Annotated in this window: 15 protein-coding genes and 1 tRNA gene; 13 read left to right on the top strand and 3 right to left on the bottom strand. The window is 72.4% G+C overall.

Annotated elements, in window-relative coordinates; translation table 11 throughout:
• Positions 1–226: 226 nt before the first annotated feature.
• The 4 genes from Q9R28_RS08045 (at position 227) to Q9R28_RS08030 (ending at position 2,704) form a co-directional block, all read left to right on the top strand.
• Positions 227–694 carry a hypothetical protein gene (locus tag Q9R28_RS08045; RefSeq protein WP_209686020.1) on the top strand — a complete coding sequence of 156 codons (468 nt, stop codon included), beginning with the start codon at positions 227–229 and terminating at the stop codon, positions 692–694.
• 308 nt (positions 695–1,002) lie between these two features.
• Positions 1,003–1,374, top strand: a complete 372-nt coding sequence (locus tag Q9R28_RS08040; protein ID WP_311205854.1) for a hypothetical protein — start codon at positions 1,003–1,005, stop codon at positions 1,372–1,374.
• 103 nt (positions 1,375–1,477) lie between these two features.
• On the top strand, positions 1,478–1,726 hold the full coding sequence (locus tag Q9R28_RS08035; protein WP_209686016.1) for a hypothetical protein: 249 nt from the start codon (positions 1,478–1,480) through the stop codon (positions 1,724–1,726).
• 108 nt (positions 1,727–1,834) lie between these two features.
• Positions 1,835–2,704, top strand: a complete 870-nt coding sequence (locus Q9R28_RS08030; RefSeq protein WP_271826470.1) for an oxidoreductase — start codon at positions 1,835–1,837, stop codon at positions 2,702–2,704.
• A 299-nt stretch (positions 2,705–3,003) separates the two neighbouring features.
• On the opposite strand, the gene Q9R28_RS08025 is transcribed toward Q9R28_RS08030, so the two are convergent.
• A complete protein-coding gene (locus tag Q9R28_RS08025) occupies positions 3,004–5,172 on the bottom strand; it encodes a RecQ family ATP-dependent DNA helicase (RefSeq protein ID WP_311205853.1) in 2,169 nt (722 codons plus the stop codon).
• 89 nt (positions 5,173–5,261) lie between these two features.
• Positions 5,262–6,776 (bottom strand): hypothetical protein, encoded by a 1,515-nt coding sequence (locus Q9R28_RS08020; RefSeq protein WP_311205852.1) that lies wholly within the window; start codon positions 6,774–6,776, stop codon positions 5,262–5,264.
• A 71-nt stretch (positions 6,777–6,847) separates the two neighbouring features.
• Between Q9R28_RS08020 and Q9R28_RS08015 the strand changes: the two genes are divergently transcribed.
• From Q9R28_RS08015 to Q9R28_RS07985, 7 genes are all read left to right on the top strand, one after another.
• Positions 6,848–7,678 carry an endonuclease/exonuclease/phosphatase family protein gene (locus tag Q9R28_RS08015; RefSeq protein WP_251160837.1) on the top strand — a complete coding sequence of 277 codons (831 nt, stop codon included), beginning with the start codon at positions 6,848–6,850 and terminating at the stop codon, positions 7,676–7,678.
• Complete coding sequence (locus Q9R28_RS08010) at positions 7,675–8,274, top strand: hypothetical protein (protein ID WP_251154845.1); 600 nt, start codon at positions 7,675–7,677, stop codon at positions 8,272–8,274. Before Q9R28_RS08015 ends, Q9R28_RS08010 begins: the two co-directional genes overlap by 4 nt.
• Positions 8,275–8,443: 169 nt before the next feature.
• Positions 8,444–8,517 (top strand) — tRNA-Pro (locus tag Q9R28_RS08005).
• Positions 8,518–8,639: 122 nt separating this feature from the next.
• Positions 8,640–9,620, top strand: a complete 981-nt coding sequence (locus Q9R28_RS08000) for a GNAT family N-acetyltransferase (RefSeq protein WP_311205851.1) — start codon at positions 8,640–8,642, stop codon at positions 9,618–9,620.
• Between the two features lie 89 nt (positions 9,621–9,709).
• Positions 9,710–11,182, top strand: a complete 1,473-nt coding sequence (locus Q9R28_RS07995; protein WP_311205850.1) for a hypothetical protein — start codon at positions 9,710–9,712, stop codon at positions 11,180–11,182.
• A gap of 80 nt (positions 11,183–11,262) precedes the next feature.
• Positions 11,263–11,892, top strand: a complete 630-nt coding sequence (locus Q9R28_RS07990; RefSeq protein ID WP_251160834.1) for an SRPBCC family protein — start codon at positions 11,263–11,265, stop codon at positions 11,890–11,892.
• Positions 11,889–12,560 carry a DUF4166 domain-containing protein gene (locus Q9R28_RS07985; RefSeq protein WP_311205849.1) on the top strand — a complete coding sequence of 224 codons (672 nt, stop codon included), beginning with the start codon at positions 11,889–11,891 and terminating at the stop codon, positions 12,558–12,560. Before Q9R28_RS07990 ends, Q9R28_RS07985 begins: the two co-directional genes overlap by 4 nt.
• A gap of 12 nt (positions 12,561–12,572) precedes the next feature.
• On the opposite strand, the gene Q9R28_RS07980 is transcribed toward Q9R28_RS07985, so the two are convergent.
• Positions 12,573–12,821: a hypothetical protein gene (locus Q9R28_RS07980; RefSeq protein WP_311205848.1), complete on the bottom strand. Its 249-nt coding sequence runs from the start codon at positions 12,819–12,821 to the stop codon at positions 12,573–12,575.
• 306 nt (positions 12,822–13,127) lie between these two features.
• On the opposite strand from Q9R28_RS07980, the gene Q9R28_RS07975 reads away from it, so the two are divergent.
• Positions 13,128–14,237 carry an acyl-CoA desaturase gene (locus tag Q9R28_RS07975; RefSeq protein ID WP_209685998.1) on the top strand — a complete coding sequence of 370 codons (1,110 nt, stop codon included), beginning with the start codon at positions 13,128–13,130 and terminating at the stop codon, positions 14,235–14,237.
• A 132-nt stretch (positions 14,238–14,369) separates the two neighbouring features.
• Positions 14,370–17,156, top strand: coding sequence for a non-ribosomal peptide synthetase (locus tag Q9R28_RS07970; protein WP_311205847.1), 2,787 nt, complete (start codon positions 14,370–14,372; stop codon positions 17,154–17,156).
• Positions 17,157–17,358: the final 202 nt, after the last annotated feature.

Here is a 17,358-nt window from a genome sequence, read left to right as displayed (position 1 = left end):
CCCTGGGAAGACCTCCGCAATAATCCCGGCGGATCTCCTCAGGGACCGTCTGGGCGATTGGCCGGCGGCAGCGCCAACGGTCAATCCAGAGGGTCTCTGAGCCGAGCCAGTCAAACGAGGCCGGTGGGGCTGCTGTCCGCAGCGGTGCTCAAGGACGCAGACCACAGTAACGGCCGATCAGTAGCCGGACCCGGTGCGATCTGCACGATGACCGGGTGGTCAACAGATGAGTTTCAAGAGAAGGCACTTTGCGGTCGCGGCCTTCGCGAGTTTCGCGATCTTGCTCAGCTCGTGCACGTCAGGTGCTCAGTCTGGTCGGACTCTCGACCAGGCGTCCGCTGATGCGGCGGCGATTCGAGGAGTCACCGAAGCCTCCGTGGAGATGCGGAACTACCGTTCCGGCTTCACATCTGAATGGGGGACGACGGTGAACTTCACCCCGTCCCCGGGCTTCGAGGAGGGCAGCAAGAGTGCGGCGCTCCGAGAACTGCTGCGGATCGGGTGGTCCGTGAACGAGCACGAGCTGACCAACGGAGTCGCGCTCTCGGTCGGTCGTACCTCCGGGGTTGACCTCGTCGCGCTGGCCCGGGAATCGCATCTCCCGCAGTTCGCGAGCAACCCAAGGCTGCGGTATCAGATCACGTTCTCTGAGTCGGACATGGAGCAGCTCTTCGGGGCATGGCCGGGCAGTTGAGTACGACTGAAGGGGCCGTCAGTGTGGGTTCTGCACACGCGGCCACGCGCTACGGGATGATGGCCGAAGACGCCCATCGACATTCCGGATCCGATCCGGCTCACCGGCAATCCGAGGTGGATGTCAGCCGATCCCTTTCCGGGAGCAAGACCGTGACCGACTACCAGGCCGAGAGATGACGATGCGGAAAGCCGCCGTCCTGGGGATTCTGATTGCCGTTTCTCTCGCATCAGGAGGATGTTCCATGTCGAACGACAACTCCACCGAGACGCAATCGCAGGACAAGGTTGCGCAGCGTCTCAACGGGCTTGCCTGATGTATCCGAAGCTACGGTCGAGTACGAGCAGACCACGGACGGCTTGTCGAAGCACTACGCGATCGCAGTCCAGATCACAGCTCCCGAAGCTGGCACATCCGAGGAGAAGGTGGCGCAGCTCGTCGATGAAGTTCTGCCGCTTGCATGGTCTGTGCAGGGCAAGGAGCCTGATCGCGGCGTCATCCTGAGGATCAGAACGAATCCACAGGTCGCAATCGGGCCTATCGCGGTTGCAGCGGGCTGGAAGGACGTGGCATACCCGAAGAATCCTGATCTCCTGGCGAAACTTCCCTATCAAGCGAGCTTCGGCAAGCAAGCACTTGACGATCAGATCGGTCCTTGGCCCGTCGATGCTGACAGATAGATCCACATCGCGCGAGGCAGGTACGGGCTGATCCCGCGAAGTCTCGCAGACATTCGGTCCGACCACGATCGTCGTTCTTGCAGCTGATCAACCGTCAAGCACTGTGAAGGACTTTCCCGAGTTCGAGGAACTCCTCGAGGCAGCGTGCACGGTACGAGATGGTGAGCCGGCCGCGGGCGTTCGAGTCGTCCTGCGCGGTCACGTCGGTGCGCCGCTCGCGGTCGCGCTCGAGCAATCTGGATGGAAAGTCATCGGATGTGATGAGAGTGATCCGGGTACCGTCATCGTGTCGTTCTCTGAACTACAGGAACACTTCGGCGAGTGGCCGGGCAAGGCGGATCTGGTGCGATGAACGTCGCGTCGTCGTGACCCGGCGGTTGGTCTCTTTGCTCACTGGGTATGCGGACCAGGGGACAACCAGGGCCAGGCACACCGCAGTGATCGGGAGCATGGTCGGACCATGACGACGAACAGCCTCCCCGGTGGCACCTACGACCTCGGCGACCTCGAGGTCACCCGCTTCGGCTACGGCGCGATGCAGCTCGCCGGCCCGCACGTGTTCGGCCCGCCGGCCGACCGCGACGAGGCCGTCCGGGTGCTGCGCACCGCGGTCGAGCTCGGCATCACCCACATCGACACCGCGGACTTCTACGGACCGCACGTCACGAACGAGATCATCCGCGAAGCCCTGCACCCGTACCCGGAGCAGGTCCACATCGTCACGAAGGTCGGTTCGCGCCGGAACGACAAGGGGCAGTGGCCGCCGGCGCGGAAGCCCGAGCAGCTCGTCGAGGACGTGCACGCGAACCTCGAGCGGCTCGGTCTCGAGCAGCTCGACGTCGTGAACCTCCGTGTCGGCGGGTTCGACGCCCCGGAGCCGGGCAGCATTGCACCGCAGTTCGAGGCACTCGCCGAACTGCAGCAGCAGGGCAAGATCCGCCACCTCGGACTGTCGACCGTGACGGGCGCGCAGCTCGTCGAGGCCCTCCGGATCGCGCCCGTGGTCTGCGTGCAGAACATGTACAACGTGGCGCAGCGGGGCGACGACGACCTCGTCGACCTCACGGCGGCCGAGGGCATCGCCTACGTGCCGTACTTCCCGCTCGGCGGATTCTCGCCCATCCAGTCCGAGGCGCTCGACACCGTCGCGCAGCGGTTGGGGGAGTCGCGCCTGTCGGTCGCCCTCGCATGGCTGCTCCAGCGCTCGGACAACATCCTGCTCATCCCGGGTACCTCATCCGTGGAGCACCTGCGGCAGAACGTCGAGGGCGCGGGCATCACGCTGCCGGCGGACGCGATCCGCGAGCTGGACGCGATCGGCGCGGCCTGACCCGAGCGGCGCATGCGGGCGGAGCCGAAGCTGGAGTCGGCACGCACCGACGCCTGCACAACCGGGAGCACGTCGCACCACGGGAATCCCTGGCACGACGTGCTTCCGGTTGTGCGGGAGCACCCCACACCCCGCAGCACACACCCCGCAGCCCGCACCCCGCAGCCCGCACCCCGCACCGCGCAGCCCGCACCCCGCACCGCGCAGCCCGCACCCCGCACCCCGCACCCCGCACCCCGCACCCCGCACCCCGCGCCACCGGACGGACCACGGGCACGGTCTGCCGGACCCGGCCGGCGTCAGGCCACGGTCGCGAGCGCGAACGGCAGCACGGCCGACGCCCCCGCACGCCGGAGCTCCCGCCCGGCGACGGTGACCGTCCACCGGCTGTCCACCAGGTCGTCGACGAGCAGCACCGGCCCCTGGTGCGACGCCAACGCCGCAGCCAGCTCCGGGTCCACCACGAAGGTGTCCCACACCCCGGCCAGCCGGTAGGCGCTGTTCGTCGCGCCGTCTCCGCGGGGCTCCCCGCCGCTCCGTCCGAGGGTCCCGAGGAACTGCAGTCGCCCGATCGAGGCCAGCGCCTGCGCCAACGACCCGACGAGCTCCGGCCGCGACCGCGACGACATCGCGACGACACCGGTCGGCCGCTCGGCCCAGGGCCAGTCCTTCAGGGCGCGGATGCACCCGTCGACCAGCTCGCGGGACACGGGTCCGTCCGGAGTGGTGGCCGAGAACAGCGCGCGGAGCGGCCCGCCCCAGCCGAGATCGGTGAGCCGGGCGACGGCGCGGCCCGGTTCGACGAGCTCGCCGGCCGGGATCCTGCCCTTCACGGGCACGCCGAGCGAGGCCATGCCGGACGGCCACTGCGCGCGCGGCGCGATCTCGACGCCGACCCGGTCGAGCGCGGCAGCCGCACCGGAGGTGTCCGACTCCGAGATCGACGTCGGGTACCAGACACCGGCACAGTTGTCGCAGCGCCCGCAGGGCTCAGCGGACGGGTCGTCCAGGTCCTGCTGCAACAGCTGCATGCGGCACGCCGAGGTGGACTCGTACGCGAGCATCGACGCGGCCTCGGCCTCGCGGGCGGCGGCGACCCGCTCGTAGCGGGCGGCGTCGTACTGCCACGGCTGCCCGGTCGAGACCCAGCCGCCGGCGACACGGTGCACGGCGCCGTCGACGTCGAGCACCTTGAGCAGGAGCTCGAGTGTCGATCGCTTGATGTCGACGAGGCCCTCGAGCGCGACGGTCGACATCGCCGTGTCGGTGGAGAGCGCGCCGAGGACGGCGGAGGCGCGGGCCTCGGTCGGCATCGACGCACTCGCGAAGTACTGCCAGATCTCGCGATCCTCGCGTCCGGGCAGGAGAAGCACGTCGGCGTTGTCGGTCGCACGCCCGGCGCGGCCGATCTGCTGGTAGTAGGCGACGGGCGACGAGGGAGCGCCGACGTGCACGACGAACCCGAGGTCCGGCTTGTCGAAGCCCATCCCGAGCGCACTCGTCGCGACGAGCGCCTTGAGCTCGTTGCCCTTGAGCTGCTGCTCGAGCTGCTCGCGTTCCTCGGTGTCGGTCCGCCCGGTGTAGGCGCGGACGGCGTACCCGTTCTCGCGCAGGAGTCGGGCGATGTCCTCGGCCCCGGACACGGTCAGCGTGTAGATGATGCCGCTGCCGGGCAGGTCGCCGAGGTGCGCGAGCAGCCACCCGAGGCGCTGTCGGGCGTCCGGCAGCGTCAGGACGCCGAGCCGGAGCGACGCCCGCGCCAGGGAACCGCGGATCGTGAAGACGGGTGCGTTCGGGCCCGCGGTGAGCTGCTCCGCGACGTCCTCGACCACGCGCTCGTTCGCGGTCGCCGTCGTCGCGAGCACGGGGACACCCTGGGGGAGGGAGCGGATGAGCTCGGCGAGCCGGCGGTAGTCGGGGCGGAAGTCGTGTCCCCAGTCGGAGATGCAGTGCGCTTCGTCGACGACGAGCATGCCCATCCGGGCGATCAGCGTCGGCAGCTGCTCGTCGCGGAATCGCGGGTTGTTGAGGCGCTCGGGGGAGACGAGGAGCACGTCGACCTCGTCACGCGCGAGGGCCGCCTGCGTGTCCGCCCACTCGTGCGCGTTCGCCGAGTTGATCGACACCGCGCGGACGCCGGCCCGCGCGGCCGCTGCGACCTGGTCGCGCATGAGGGCGAGCAGCGGCGAGACGAGCACGGTCGGGCCGCCGCCACGTCGCCGCAGCAGCAGGGTCGCGAGGAAGTACACGGCCGACTTGCCCCACCCGGTGCGCTGCACCACGAGGGCACGCTGCCGGTGTTCGACGAGCGCCGAGATGGCCTCGAGCTGCCCGGGGTGGAAGACCGCGTCCGGTCGCCCGGTCAGGGCGGCCAGGGCCTCCTGTGCCTCCGCAGCGATCTCGGCGGACGGCGGAGCCGCCGCAGGAGCAGGTGAGCCGACGGACGAACCGACACCGAGACCAGACATGACCCCATGCTGTCAGCACCCGCCGACGCACCGTGCCCCGGCCCTCCAGGCTGTGGACACCACGACGGGACGCGACGAGACGCGACCCGCTACTGGTACGTGATGAGCGACGGCGTCGGCTGCACGTCGGCCATCGTCTGCTGCGGCGACAGCATCGGCGTGTCCTCGTCGTAGAAGTTCTTCCAGCCCCAGTGCACGCCCTCCGGGGCGCCCTGGTGCAGCGCCTTCCAGGTCGCCTGCTTGTCGGGCTGCGAGCCCTGCCCGTCCACGTGGATGAGGACGTCGAGCTCCGGGTGCGACGCGAGCGACGACCGGTCCTGGATCATCGACAGCCGGAACTGGTGCAGCACGAACGCCTTCGGCGGCAGGCCCTTCGACCGCACCAGGTCGGCGAGCCACGACGAGACCTCGTTCACCTCGGACGCCGAGACGCTGCCGATCTGCTGCAGGGGCACCTGGTCGGCGGTCAGTCGCCACTCCGGGTCGAGTGCGAGCCAGACGTTCGGCTTCGCGAGCAGCGACTCGTACCGCTTCGCCTGCGACAGGAAGTCGGACCGCCCCGGCTGCAGGTCGAGGATGACCGGCATCCCGGCGTCGCTCGCCGCGTCGACGTAGGGCTCCAGCGTCGACGCCGGCAGCTCGGTCGAGTAGTCGCCGTCGGCCCCGGCGTCCCCGGCGGCGACGGTCGCGATGACCTCCATCGCGGGCGTCACCGGCTCGTCGCCGAGCCCGTCGTACTCCTTCGCCGTCCCCTCGGCGCGGCGCACGGTCGCCGCCGGGTCCTGCTCGCCCAGCACCCCGAGCACCGGCGCGCCGGGAGCGCCGTACAGCGCCACGTAGCGGTGTCCGTCGAAGGGCCGCTGCCCGCCGTGCGGCAGCTGCCAGCCGCTCTCCGCCGCCCGGACCGTCCACTGCGGGTCCGGCAGGTCGCCGAACGCCGAGCCGACCAGCACGGTCGGGTGCTCCGCGCGGTCGTGGAGGGCCGACACGACGTCCGGGGCGGCAGCCGGATCGGTCACGCCGTCCGGCATCGCGACCACCAGGGCGCCGGCTGCCTCCGCCGTGGCCACGGCTGCGGCCTCCGACCGACGGTCGGACACGACCAAGGTCGCAGGACGGGAGGCATCGCTCGCCTCGGGCACGTCGCCCCGCTCCGGCACGTCCTGCTCCGGGACGTCGGTGTCGACCGCCACGCTGCCCTCGGCCTGGTACCAGTCGGCCCCGAGCCGGCGGAGCTCGGCTGCCACCCGGTCACCGTCGTCGCCTGCGTCGGCGGACGGTGTCGACGAGGGCGTGCCGCCGTCGGACGTCAGCAGCAGTGGGACGTGCGCCGCACGCGCGGCGCTCGCCGCGTCGCGCACCGCACCCGCGTCGGAGGCCGACGCCACGACCGCACCGGGAGCCGACGCGAACAGCGCTCGGCTCGCGGCGACGGAGCGCGCCGACGGGTCCTGCTGGGCCACGACGTCCACCGAGTCGGCGGAGGACCGTGCCAGCTGCGCGACCGTCGGCGCGTCGTCGTGGGAGGTGCAGCCGGCAGCGCCGAGCAGGAGCCCGGCGACCGACAGTGCGAGCAGGGTACGGGTGGGACGAGCGCAACGCATCCGAGCCACCCTACGAGGGACCGTCACGACACCCTGTGAGCGCAACAGGTGTCGTCTCGTAGACAGGGTGCATGCCATCCGCGCCGGACGACCACCCGACGATCGGGGCGGTGGTGGCCCCCGAGGTGCACTGCGCCACCCTCAACGTCAGACGTCGGGTGCCGCACGCGCCCGGTCACGCCGACGCGTGGGAACGTCGCCGCGACGCCGTCGTCGCGCTCGTCGCCAGCGAGCAGCCGACGGTGCTGGCCGTCCAGGAGGCACTGCCCGCCCAGACCGCGGACCTCACGGCCCGTCTCGGCTCGCGATGGGAGCCCGTGGTCGTCGGTCGCGGTGCGCGTGGCGGTGGCGAGGCGGTCGGCCTGTTCCTCGACCGGGAGCGCCTCGACGTCGTCGAGCGGCGCACGTGGGCGCTGTCCCGGACGCCGTCGCGCCCGGGCTCACGGTCCTGGGCGACGGCCTTCCCGCGGCACGCCGTCGGCGCCGTCGTCGCGGACCGCACCACCGGGCGGGAGTTCACCGCGATCGCGACGCACCTCGACGTCGCCTCGTCCTGGGCACGGCTGCGCGGCGCGCAGCTGCTCGGGCGCATCGTCCGCGAGCGCGGACTGCCGGCCGTCGTGATGGCCGACTGGAACTGCCCGGCCGGGTCGGCACCCTGGCGAGCACTGGCGGACGCGGGGGTCGTCGACAGCTGGGGACGAGCCTCCCGGCAGGTGGGGGAGGCCTACGGGACGTACCCGCACTACCGGGAGCCGCGTGTCGGCGGCCGGCGGATCGACGGGGTGCTCGTGACCGAGGACGCCGTCGTCGACCGGGTCGCGGTGAACGTGCGCCGACCGGGCGGTGTCTGGCCCTCCGACCACGCGGCCGTGCACGCGGTCGTGCGGTGGGCCTCGTGATGCGCTCGCTCGGGCTGACCTTCCTGCGCCGGCGGTTCCTGCCGGCCGACGTGGTGCGGGTCCTGACGCTCCTCAGCATCCCCGTGGCCACGATCGGCTGGGGGAGCACGTCGTTCGCGGTGATGTCGCTCGCGTTGTTCGGGGTGGTCCTGCCGCGGATGCTCGGACTCCGGCCCGCGTTCGACCTGGCGGTCTGCGTGCTGGTGCTCGTCGCCGGGTGGTCGAGCGCGCTCGAGTGGTACACGTCGGTGTTCCTCTGGGACAAGCTGATCCACGTCGTCCTGACCGGACTGCTCGCGGCGCTGCTCGCGGTGATCGCCGCGGACCTCCGGCTCGTGCCGCACGCCCCGGACGCCGGACGCGTGACCGTGTCGCTCCTGGTGTTCACCCTCGGGCTCGCGATCGGGTCCGTGTGGGAGATGTGCGAGTGGCTCGGGCACAACTTCGTCGACTCGGCGATCTACGTCGGGTACGACGACACGATCGGCGACCTGGCCGCGGACGGGCTCGGCGGGCTGCTGGTCGGGCTCGCGCTGCCGTGGCTGGCGGCCGAGCGGGACGTGGTGCGGCAGCCAGCGCGCTCGCCGCGGGGCTGACGGCCCGGCCCGGCCTATCGCTCCCGTGGAGGTGGCGACGCGCCGTGGCACGAGCAGGGTCCCGCGTCCGCTATGCTTGACGGGCTGCTCGCGCTCCGGTCGGACGCGGGCGGTGGAACGCCGGAGACGGGGTTCCGAGCCTCTGGGGCTCAGAGCTCGTGAGAGCTCACGGGCTGTGGCGCAGCTTGGTAGCGCACTTGACTGGGGGTCAAGGGGTCGCAGGTTCAAATCCTGTCAGCCCGACCGAAACCGATGAAGCCCCCGGCGAGACACGTTCTCGCCGGGGGCTTCTCCGCGTTCCGCACGGGGGAGCGGTGCCAGCCGCTCTTGCGCCGCCGCTGCTCGGCCTCCTAGCGTCGACCGGGATGGACGACGACGATCTGCTCACCGCCCTCGTGCCGTGGGCGCCGGAGCACCTGGCCCGCTGGAACGAGCACTGGCGATCCGACCTGCTGCAGACGGTCGGACCCGACCTCGCACTGGTGGGTGACACCTCGTGGGGAGCGGCGGTCCGCGACGCCGTCGGACTCGCCGTCCCGGACCCGCTCGACTGGGCGAACCGGGTCGTCGAGCTGCCCTCCAGCGGATGGGCCCTCACCGGGATCCGCTTCCGTGGCCGCGACGTGTCGAAGCCGTTCGTCGACGTGATCGCGACCAGCGTGCGCCCCGACGCAGCCGGTCTGGCGGAGCTCGGCTCCGTGCTCGAGGACGCCCGTGCCTTCTCACCGCTCTGCTTCCGCGTCCGACTCCCCGGAGACCTCCTGCGCGTCCGCGCTCTGACCGGACACGGGTCCTCGGTGGCACCCGACCAACTCGTGGTCGCGGGGCCGGTGTCGGTGATCGCCGGTCGTGAGCAGACGCCGGGAGCCTCCGCGGTCGAACTCGTCCCGACCACGCCCGAGGCTGCGGCGCCGAGGGTCGCCGCGATCTACGAGACCGTCCGTCGCGTCACGCCCGACCTGGACGAGTGGGCGGCGCCCGCCGACGAGGACGGGCTCGGCGACGCCGACGAACAGGGACTGCTGTTCGAGGTCGTGGTCGACGGACGGGCCGCCGGTGTCGTCGCCGCCGCTCGGGACGACGCGTACGGGTTCACCGGGTTCGTCGTCGAGGAGATCGCGCTCGACGACGACCACCGCGGACAGGGACTCGGGCCGGCGGTCCTCCGGGCCTTGGCACGGCGGCTCCCGGCGACGGAGGCCGACGTGCTCTGGGGACACGTCCACGCCGACAACACCCCCTCGTTGCGTGGCGCCCTCGCCAGCGGTCGGGCGGTCTGCGCCACGTTGGCCTGGGTGACGCCGGACGGCTGGCCCGGGATGCCGGGGTCGCGGCCCGTCAGGTGACCGAGGACCGACCCGGTTCGCTGGAGCCGCTGCTGACGCCGGACGGAGGGCGACAGGGCCGGCGCAGACCGCTGCGGTACGCTCCCGCCATGCTCTGGGGGAGACGACGCACGGGGTCCGCCGCGCTGACCGGGGTCCTGCTGCTCACCGGGTGCTCCGGCAACGTCAACGCGGGGAGTGCGGGTGCCGAGAAGGCCGAGCGCGAGCTGTCGGCAGTCGACGGTGTGCGGTCCGTGCGCGGTTCGGGCACGAACAACCTGCCGTTCGCCGGCGAAGCGTCCGTCACCGTGACCACCGAGGACGACCTGTCCGACGCCGACCTTCGACGCGTGACCCACGAGGTCGGACGCTGGATCCGCGATGCCTCCGGCCCGGGTACGACGTACCGCGGCTCGATGGAGGCCGACGGGTTCGGGTTCTTCCTGGAGGAACGCGCCTCCGAGAACGACCGACTGCTCGCCGTCGTCGATCGGCTCCGCGGCGACGACCGCTGGCTCGGTGGCGACGTCGACGCTCCGTCCGCCTCCGGCACCGGCGGAGGTCGCATCGCACTCACCGTCCGCGATGCCGATGACCTGGTGGCCGGCTGGGAGTCGGTGCGGCGGATCGCCACGTCGTCCGACTGGGACACGGCGTCGACGTCGGCGTCCTGGTCGTCGGCGCAGCAGGACGTCATCCGCTCCGACGACGTGCCGGACCTGCGGATCGCGAACGACATCGCCGGGACGGACGACACCGTCGGTGACCCGACGCCCGAGATCACCGCGTACGAGCGTGTGCGTGCCGCGCACGAGGTGACCCGCGCCTCCGTCACGCCGGGTCGTCTCCAGATGCACCTCGCGGACCTCGACGACGTCGGGGACGCGACGGCGCTCGCACAGCAGGCCGCACCGGACGCGCAGGTCATCGTGGACGGCGGCATCGTCACGAAGGACCAGCCCCGAGGCGACGACGACCTGCCCGACGCCGCCGACTACGCCGAGGCGGACCGGCTCGCTGCGATCGCGGCGCGGCCGGGGGTCGCTGCCGTCGAGCTCACGCCGTCCTGGGTGCGGGTCACGGTCGACGACCCGGACGAGGTCCTCGCGACGGCGACGGCGCTCGCCGCCGCTGCTCCGGCCGATCCGGTGGGGTCGATCCGCGTCGGTCCGCAGGCCGATCCCGCTGACGGCAACGACGACGCTGCTGACCGGGACGCTGCGGACGACACGGACCGTCTGTCCGTGAGCGGCTCCCCGGCGATGTTGGGCCGGTCGATCGACGTCGGCACGGAGCTGCGGGGCTTCCTCCCGGCGTCGTCAGAGCAGTTCGACACGAACCAGTCGGTCGCGGCCACGCTGTCCGACGCAGGTCAGGTGCCGGCGTTCGTCGCTGCCCTGCGACCGGTGCTGCCGGACGGCACCGGGCTGCACGTGAGCCTCGTCGACCGCGGCACCGACAGCACGACGGAGTTGACGCTCCGCGACGGGGAGCTGACGGCCGAACCGCTCCGTGACGGGGAAGAGCGGGGATCGGACCGCACCGACCTGGAACGCGCGCTGCGGGACGCCTGGAACGGCTGATACACGACCGACGGCACCGCCGCGACGACCCGTCCCCGGCGTGACGCCGGTCTCCGCCGCGCAGGCGCTACTGTCAGCACGTGGGGACCAGGGGCATCTACGTCGAGACCGTCATCGATGCGGACCTCGACCGCGTGTGGGCCGCGACGCAGGACCCCGAGCAGCACGTGCGCTGGGACGTCCGGTTCTCGGAGATCGTGCCCGCGGGCGCGGAGGACGGGGCACCGACGCACTTCCGCTACGTCCGACGCTCGCCGCTGCACGACGTGCACGGCACCGGCGTGAGCATCGGGGAACGCCGCCGCCCGGACGGATCGCGCACGTCGGCGCTGCGCTTCGGGACCGCCGACCGCCTCTCGCCGATCCGCACGGGCCGGGGCTATTGGCGCTACGTCCCGACCGACGACGGGCGCACGCGGTTCGTCACCGGCTACGACTACGACGGCGGATGGGGGCCGCTGGACCTGGTCGTCCGGCCGCTCCTCGGCTGGGCGACCGCGTGGAGCTTCGACCGCCTCCGGATCTGGCTCGAGGGCGGACCCGCACCGGAGGCGTGGCCGCTCACATCGGTCCTGCAGCCCTGGCGCCGGGACCGGCCACGAGCCTCCAGGACGCTGCGGGCACCCGCAGGCAGCGCCCGACGCACCGACCACCTGCACGACGCGCCGGCGACGCTGGCGACGCTGCCCGACCCGAGGGACGACCGATGACGTCCGTGTTCGAGGAGGCGCTCGGCGCCGACTTCCAGCGACTCCACCCGATGATGCGACGACGCTTCGGAGTCGGCCTCGACGCCGGCGAGGCCTGCACCGGACGTGGCGTCATGTCGTCGATCCGACGCGGCCCGTGGTGGACCGTCCCCTTCCTGCAGATCGGACGGCTCCGGAACATCCTGGTCCCCGACGTGGGGGAGGACGTGCCGTTCACGATCGAGAACCACCCGTACCGCGACGAGCTCGGCCGCGAGACGGTGACGTTCGTGCGGACGTACGAGGCCAGGCCCGGTCGCACGGCGCGCTTCGACGCGACGATGGTGCTCGTCGACGGCAGGGTGCTCGACTACCTCGGCACGCACCAGCACCTGGCGGTCGACCTCGACCTGGCGGTGGACGAGCGGGGCGGGCTCGTACTGACGTCCGACGCACAGCGGTTCCACGAGGGGCCGGTCTCGTTCCGGTTCCCGATGCTCCTGAGCGGTCGCGCCACCCTGCACGAGTGGTGGTCGGAGGACGACCAGGCGTTCCACGTCGACCTCGAGGTGCACAACCGCGTGTTCGGCTTCCTGTTCGGGTACCGCGGGACGTTCACGTGCGAGTGGACCCCCGCCACCGACGCGCCGGACCGGTTGAAGCCGGTCCGCACCGAAGCGCGGACCTGAGACGGCCGGGCGTCAGTCCGTCGCCGCTCGGCCGGAACGGACCGCCAGCACGACCTGGACGATCGCGATCGCGACGACCACGACGGCGACCGCACCGGCGGCCCACGACCCGGCGACCCCGAGCACGGGTCCGCTCGTGCACCGGCTCGCGCCTGCACCCGGCGCCGCATCGGCACACGAGCTCACCCGCGTGACGGCGAGGAACAGTGCCGGCACGGCCGTGACGAGTGCCAGCACGACCCACGCGATCGCTCGGTCCACAGCGTGCTCCGTCCGCTCCTGTGGTCAGGTGCGACCAGGCTCGCACGCACCGGGGTGACGGGCCGTCTCGATCCCGCAACGATGGTCGCCGCGCGTGGGCGCGCGGCGGACCGCCACCGGCCGCCGGACGGGAGGCGCGTCGCGGTGTCGCCCAGCGCCTCCCGTCCGCCACGGGTTGCGTTTCCCGGACGTGCGCGCGCCGTCCAGGCGTTCTCCCGGTTCCGTGACCTACTGTCGCCGGAAGCGCGGATGCGTGAACTCTCCGGATCGGTCGAAGGATCGCTCACCACAGAAGGTCGGTCCTCGATGACGACCACCCCGCTCGCCCCCGGTTACACCCGGACCCGACCCGGTCCGGGCAGCCGCAACGGTACGTCCACCTACTCCGCGCTCCTGGCGCAGGTGAAGGAGAACGGCCTGCTCCGTCGGCGCACCGGTTTCTACTGGTCCCTGTTCGGCAGCCTGGTCGCAGGTCTCGCGCTGGCCTGGGTGGCGTTCGCGTTCCTCGGTGACTCGTGGTTCCAGCTGATCGTCGCGGGAGCGCTCGGGGTCATCTTCACGCAGTTCGCGTTCCTGTCGCACGAGGCCGCGCACCGTCAGGTGTTCGCGTCGCAGAAGTGGAACGACCACGCGGGCCGGTGGCTCGGCACGTTCATGGTCGGCCTGAGCTACTCGTGGTGGATGAACAAGCACACCCGCCACCACGGCAACCCGAACACCGTCGGGAAGGACCCCGACATCGCGCCCGACGGCATCCGCTTCCTGCCCGAGGACGCCGCCGCGGCGAAGGGCCCGCTGATGCGGACCTTCCTGCGCTTCCAGGGCTGGCTGTTCTTCCCGCTGCTCACGCTCGAGGGTCTCAACCTGCACCGCTACGCCGTGACATCGATCGTGACGGGCTCCGGGACGAAGGCCGACGCACGGCACCGGTGGCTCGAGGGCAGCATGCTCGTCGCCCGGTTCGGCATCTACCTGACGGTCGTGTTCTGGTTCCTGCCGTTCGGCATGGCGTGCGCGTTCCTCGGTGTGCAGCTCGCCGTGTTCGGCGTGATGATGGGCGCCTCGTTCGCCCCGAACCACAAGGGCATGCCGACCATCGCGCACGGCGCCAAGGTCGACTTCTTCTCCCGACAGGTCCGGACCTCGCGGAACATCCGCGGTGGCTGGTGGGTCTCCTTCCTGATGGGCGGCCTGAACTACCAGGTCGAGCACCACCTGTTCCCGTCGATGCCGCGACCGGCGCTGAAGCAGGCCCGCCTGCTGGTCCGCGACCACTGCGAGACGCTCGACGTGCCGTACACCGAGACGACGCTGCTGCGGTCGTACGGCATCGTCGTCCGCTACCTGAACCGGGTCGGTCTCGCCGCACGCGACCCCTTCGCCTGCCCGATGGTCGCCGAGCTCCGCATCCACTGACGCGGTCCTCCGCGCCGGCGGGCTGCGGGACCTCGCAGGTCTGCGCGGGTTGCCGCACGGCCCCCACTGCGGAGCGCACCCCCGAGGTGCCGTCGGGCGACCACAGTCCGCGCGCACGGTGAAGGGGGCCTCGTGACCACGGCGACCGACACGACGGCGACGACCGACAGGACGACGACGCGGCAGCCGACGGTGGACCCCGGAGCGGCGGCGCCGCCGCACGCGGGGACGGAGCCGTCCGTCCTCGACGGTCTGGCCGTCGTCGCCGACCGCGACCCGCACGCCCTCGCCCTGGTCGACGAGCACGGCGAGACCACCCACGGTGCCCTCGACCGCACCGCCCGCGCCCTCGGCCTGCTCCTGGACGCACAGCTCACCCCCGACGACCACACCGGCCGCGGGGTCGACGTCGAGCAGGGCCGTGCACCCGTCCCCGTCGGCGCGATGGTCGCGCACGGTGCCAGGTCGGTCGTCGCCCTCCTCGGACTCCTGCACGCGGGCCGTGTCGTCGTCGCGCTCGACCCGTCCCTCCCCGGGGCCCGGCTGCAGCACGTGGTGGCGCTCGCCGGTATCGTCGACGTCCTCGCGGACGCGGAGCACGCCGACCGCGCCGCGGCCCTCGTCCCCGAGCAGGGCCGGGTGCTGTCCCTCGAGGACCTGCTCGGAGACGCCCGGACCGCCGCCGCGACCGAGGGCGACCTCGCCGTCGTCCCGGGAGCCCGGGAACGCGGTGGTCGCGACCCGGCGGTCGTCGTCTTCACGTCGGGGTCGACCGGGGTGCCGAAGGGCGTCACGATGACCCACCGGCAGCTCGTCGTCGACAGCGTCGCCCAACGGGAGGCCTTCCGGCTCGTCCCGAGGGACCGCGTGGCCTCGGTGCTCCCGCACGGGTTCGCCGCCGGGCTGACGCTCGTGCTGTCGGCCCTGCACGCCGGTGCCTCCGTGCACGTCGCCGATCCGCGTCGCACCGGCGTCGACCGCCTCGTCACCTGGGTCCGCGACGCACGCCTGACGACACTGCACACCACCCCGCACCTGCTGCGGTCGATCACCGGCGCCCTCGACCCCTCCGACGACCGGTTGCGTGCGCTCCGCGTCGTCGCCACCCTCGGCGAGGCGGTGACGGGCACGGACGTCACGGCGCTGCGGCCGCTGCTCGGCCCCGGCGCGTCGTTCTGCAACCAGACCGGGTCGAGCGAGACCGCCGTGTACGCCGTGCACGAGATCCGCGCGGGGGACCCGGTGCCCGAGCGCAGCGTGCCCGCCGGCAGGATCGTCACGGGCAAGCGCATCGAGGTCCGCCGACCCGACGGCTCCGTGGCCGACGTCGGCGAGAGCGGTGCGGTCGTCTGCGTCTCCGACGCCATGACGAGCGGGTACTGGGGCGCGCCGGACGCGACCGCAGACCGGGCGGGCACCGCCGCGGACGGCACGCCGACGTGGACGGTCGGTGACCTCGGACGCTTCGACGACCAGGGCCGGCTCACCCTGCTCGGCCGCGCCGACGACGCGGCGAAGGTGCGCGGGCACCTGGTCGAGCCGAGCGAGGTCGAGGCGGCGCTCCGCACCGTCGACGCGGTGCAGGAAGCGGCGGTCGTCGCGGTGCAGGCCCCACCCGCGCCGACCCGGCTCGTCGCCTACGTCGTGAGCCGCCCGGGTCGCCGCTCGCCGTCACCGGCCGCGATCCGCAGGGCCCTCCGCGACCTGCTGCCCGACCACATGGTGCCGACCACGATCGTCCCGGTGACGACGCTGCCCCGGAACGAGCGCGGCAAGGTCGACCGGACCCGCCTGCCCGAGGCACCCGCGCTCAGCACCACGGTGGGCGGAGACGGCGCGGCGTTCGGCGAGGACACCTACGACCAGTGGCAGCTCGCGGTCGGGCAGATCTGGGCCGAGGTGCTCGGGCTGCCCGCCGTCGGGCCGCTCGAGCTGCCGGCGGTCGGGCTCGACAACGACTTCTCCGCACTCGGTGGCGACTCGCTCTCGGCGGAGGAGATGCTCGCCGCCGTCTCCGACCGGCTCGGCGTGGACGTCCCCTCGTCGGAACTCCTCCGGCACCCGACGCTGCGCAGCTTCACCGCGCGGATCCGCCTCGGCGCCGCCGCGGTCCCCGGTCACCCGGACGTCGTGACGCTGACGGCGCGTGCACCGGGCGACGCCGACCCCCTGTTCTGCGTCGCGGGTGCCGGAGCCCTGGCACTGACGTTCGTCCCGCTCGCCCGTCACCTGGGTGACCGTCCGGTGTTCGCCTTCCAGCAGCACGGTCTGGAGCGGCGCTCGGTGCCGGACTGGAGCATCCCGGCCATGGCCCGCCGCTACATCGAGCTCCTGCGGGTCGTACAGCCCTCCGGCCCGTACACCCTCGTCGGGCACTCGTTCGGTGGCCTCGTCGCCCTGGAGATGGCCTCGGTGCTCGCCGGTGCCGGTCACGAGGTCGCCCGGGTCGTCCTGCTCGACACCCACCTGCCCGAGCAAGCCTCCGAGCGGGCCGACACCGTCGAGTTCGGGCAGCTCGACCTCGGCCGGCCGGCATCCCGTCCGGTGCCCGGCGTGCTCCGGCGGCTCGCCGTGCGCACGAGTGCGCTCCGCAGTCGCTCCGCCACCCCGTTCGCGCGCATCGGCCGCCGGGCTCGGGGCGTCGGCGCCGGGGTGGTCCGCTGGCAGGGCCAGCGCCACTTCCGGGCCTTCTTCGACCAGGCGCTCCTCGTGTCCCGCCGGTGGGAGCCGCGCCCGTACGCGGGCCCCGTCACGCTCGTCGTCGCCGACGGCAACGACTCGGGTCCGGCCCGGTGGGCCCGGTACCTCCGGGGACCGGTGGACGCGGTGCGCGTGCACGCCGAGCACAGCTCGGTGCTGCGGGAACCACACGTCGCCGAGGTGGCGGCGCTCGTCGCCCGGCAGAGCGGGACGCCCTGAGCGAGCGCGGACGGACGGACGGGAGGCGCGGCACCGGACCGGTGTCGCGCCTCCCGTCCGTCGTCGACGTGCGTCTTCCGACCGGAGCGCACCGCCACTGTCCGGTTGCGCACCACAACGCCCGTTCCGGTGGCACATCGGGGTACAGGAACGGCCCTCGAAGTCCGTTTCCTGGGGAAATGCCCGACACGGAACGGGGGAC

Source organism: Curtobacterium sp. BRD11 (assembly GCF_031844345.1).
Lineage (GTDB): Bacteria > Actinomycetota > Actinomycetes > Actinomycetales > Microbacteriaceae > Curtobacterium.
The sequence above is the reverse complement of the archived record's forward strand: the minus strand, read 5'-3'. Positions and strand labels throughout refer to the sequence as shown.

Coding starts and splice junctions, on each gene's coding strand:
- Q9R28_RS08000 (WP_311205851.1), top strand. CDS start 8,640: ATGGACGACGACGATCTGCTCACCGCCCTCGTGCCGTGGGCGCCGGAG.
- Q9R28_RS07995 (WP_311205850.1), top strand. CDS start 9,710: ATGCTCTGGGGGAGACGACGCACGGGGTCCGCCGCGCTGACCGGGGTC.
- Q9R28_RS07985 (WP_311205849.1), top strand. CDS start 11,889: ATGACGTCCGTGTTCGAGGAGGCGCTCGGCGCCGACTTCCAGCGACTC.
- Q9R28_RS08045 (WP_209686020.1), top strand. CDS start 227: ATGAGTTTCAAGAGAAGGCACTTTGCGGTCGCGGCCTTCGCGAGTTTC.
- Q9R28_RS08025 (WP_311205853.1), bottom strand. CDS start 5,172: ATGTCTGGTCTCGGTGTCGGTTCGTCCGTCGGCTCACCTGCTCCTGCG.
- Q9R28_RS07975 (WP_209685998.1), top strand. CDS start 13,128: ATGACGACCACCCCGCTCGCCCCCGGTTACACCCGGACCCGACCCGGT.
- Q9R28_RS08020 (WP_311205852.1), bottom strand. CDS start 6,776: ATGCGTTGCGCTCGTCCCACCCGTACCCTGCTCGCACTGTCGGTCGCC.
- Q9R28_RS08030 (WP_271826470.1), top strand. CDS start 1,835: ATGACGACGAACAGCCTCCCCGGTGGCACCTACGACCTCGGCGACCTC.
- Q9R28_RS08015 (WP_251160837.1), top strand. CDS start 6,848: ATGCCATCCGCGCCGGACGACCACCCGACGATCGGGGCGGTGGTGGCC.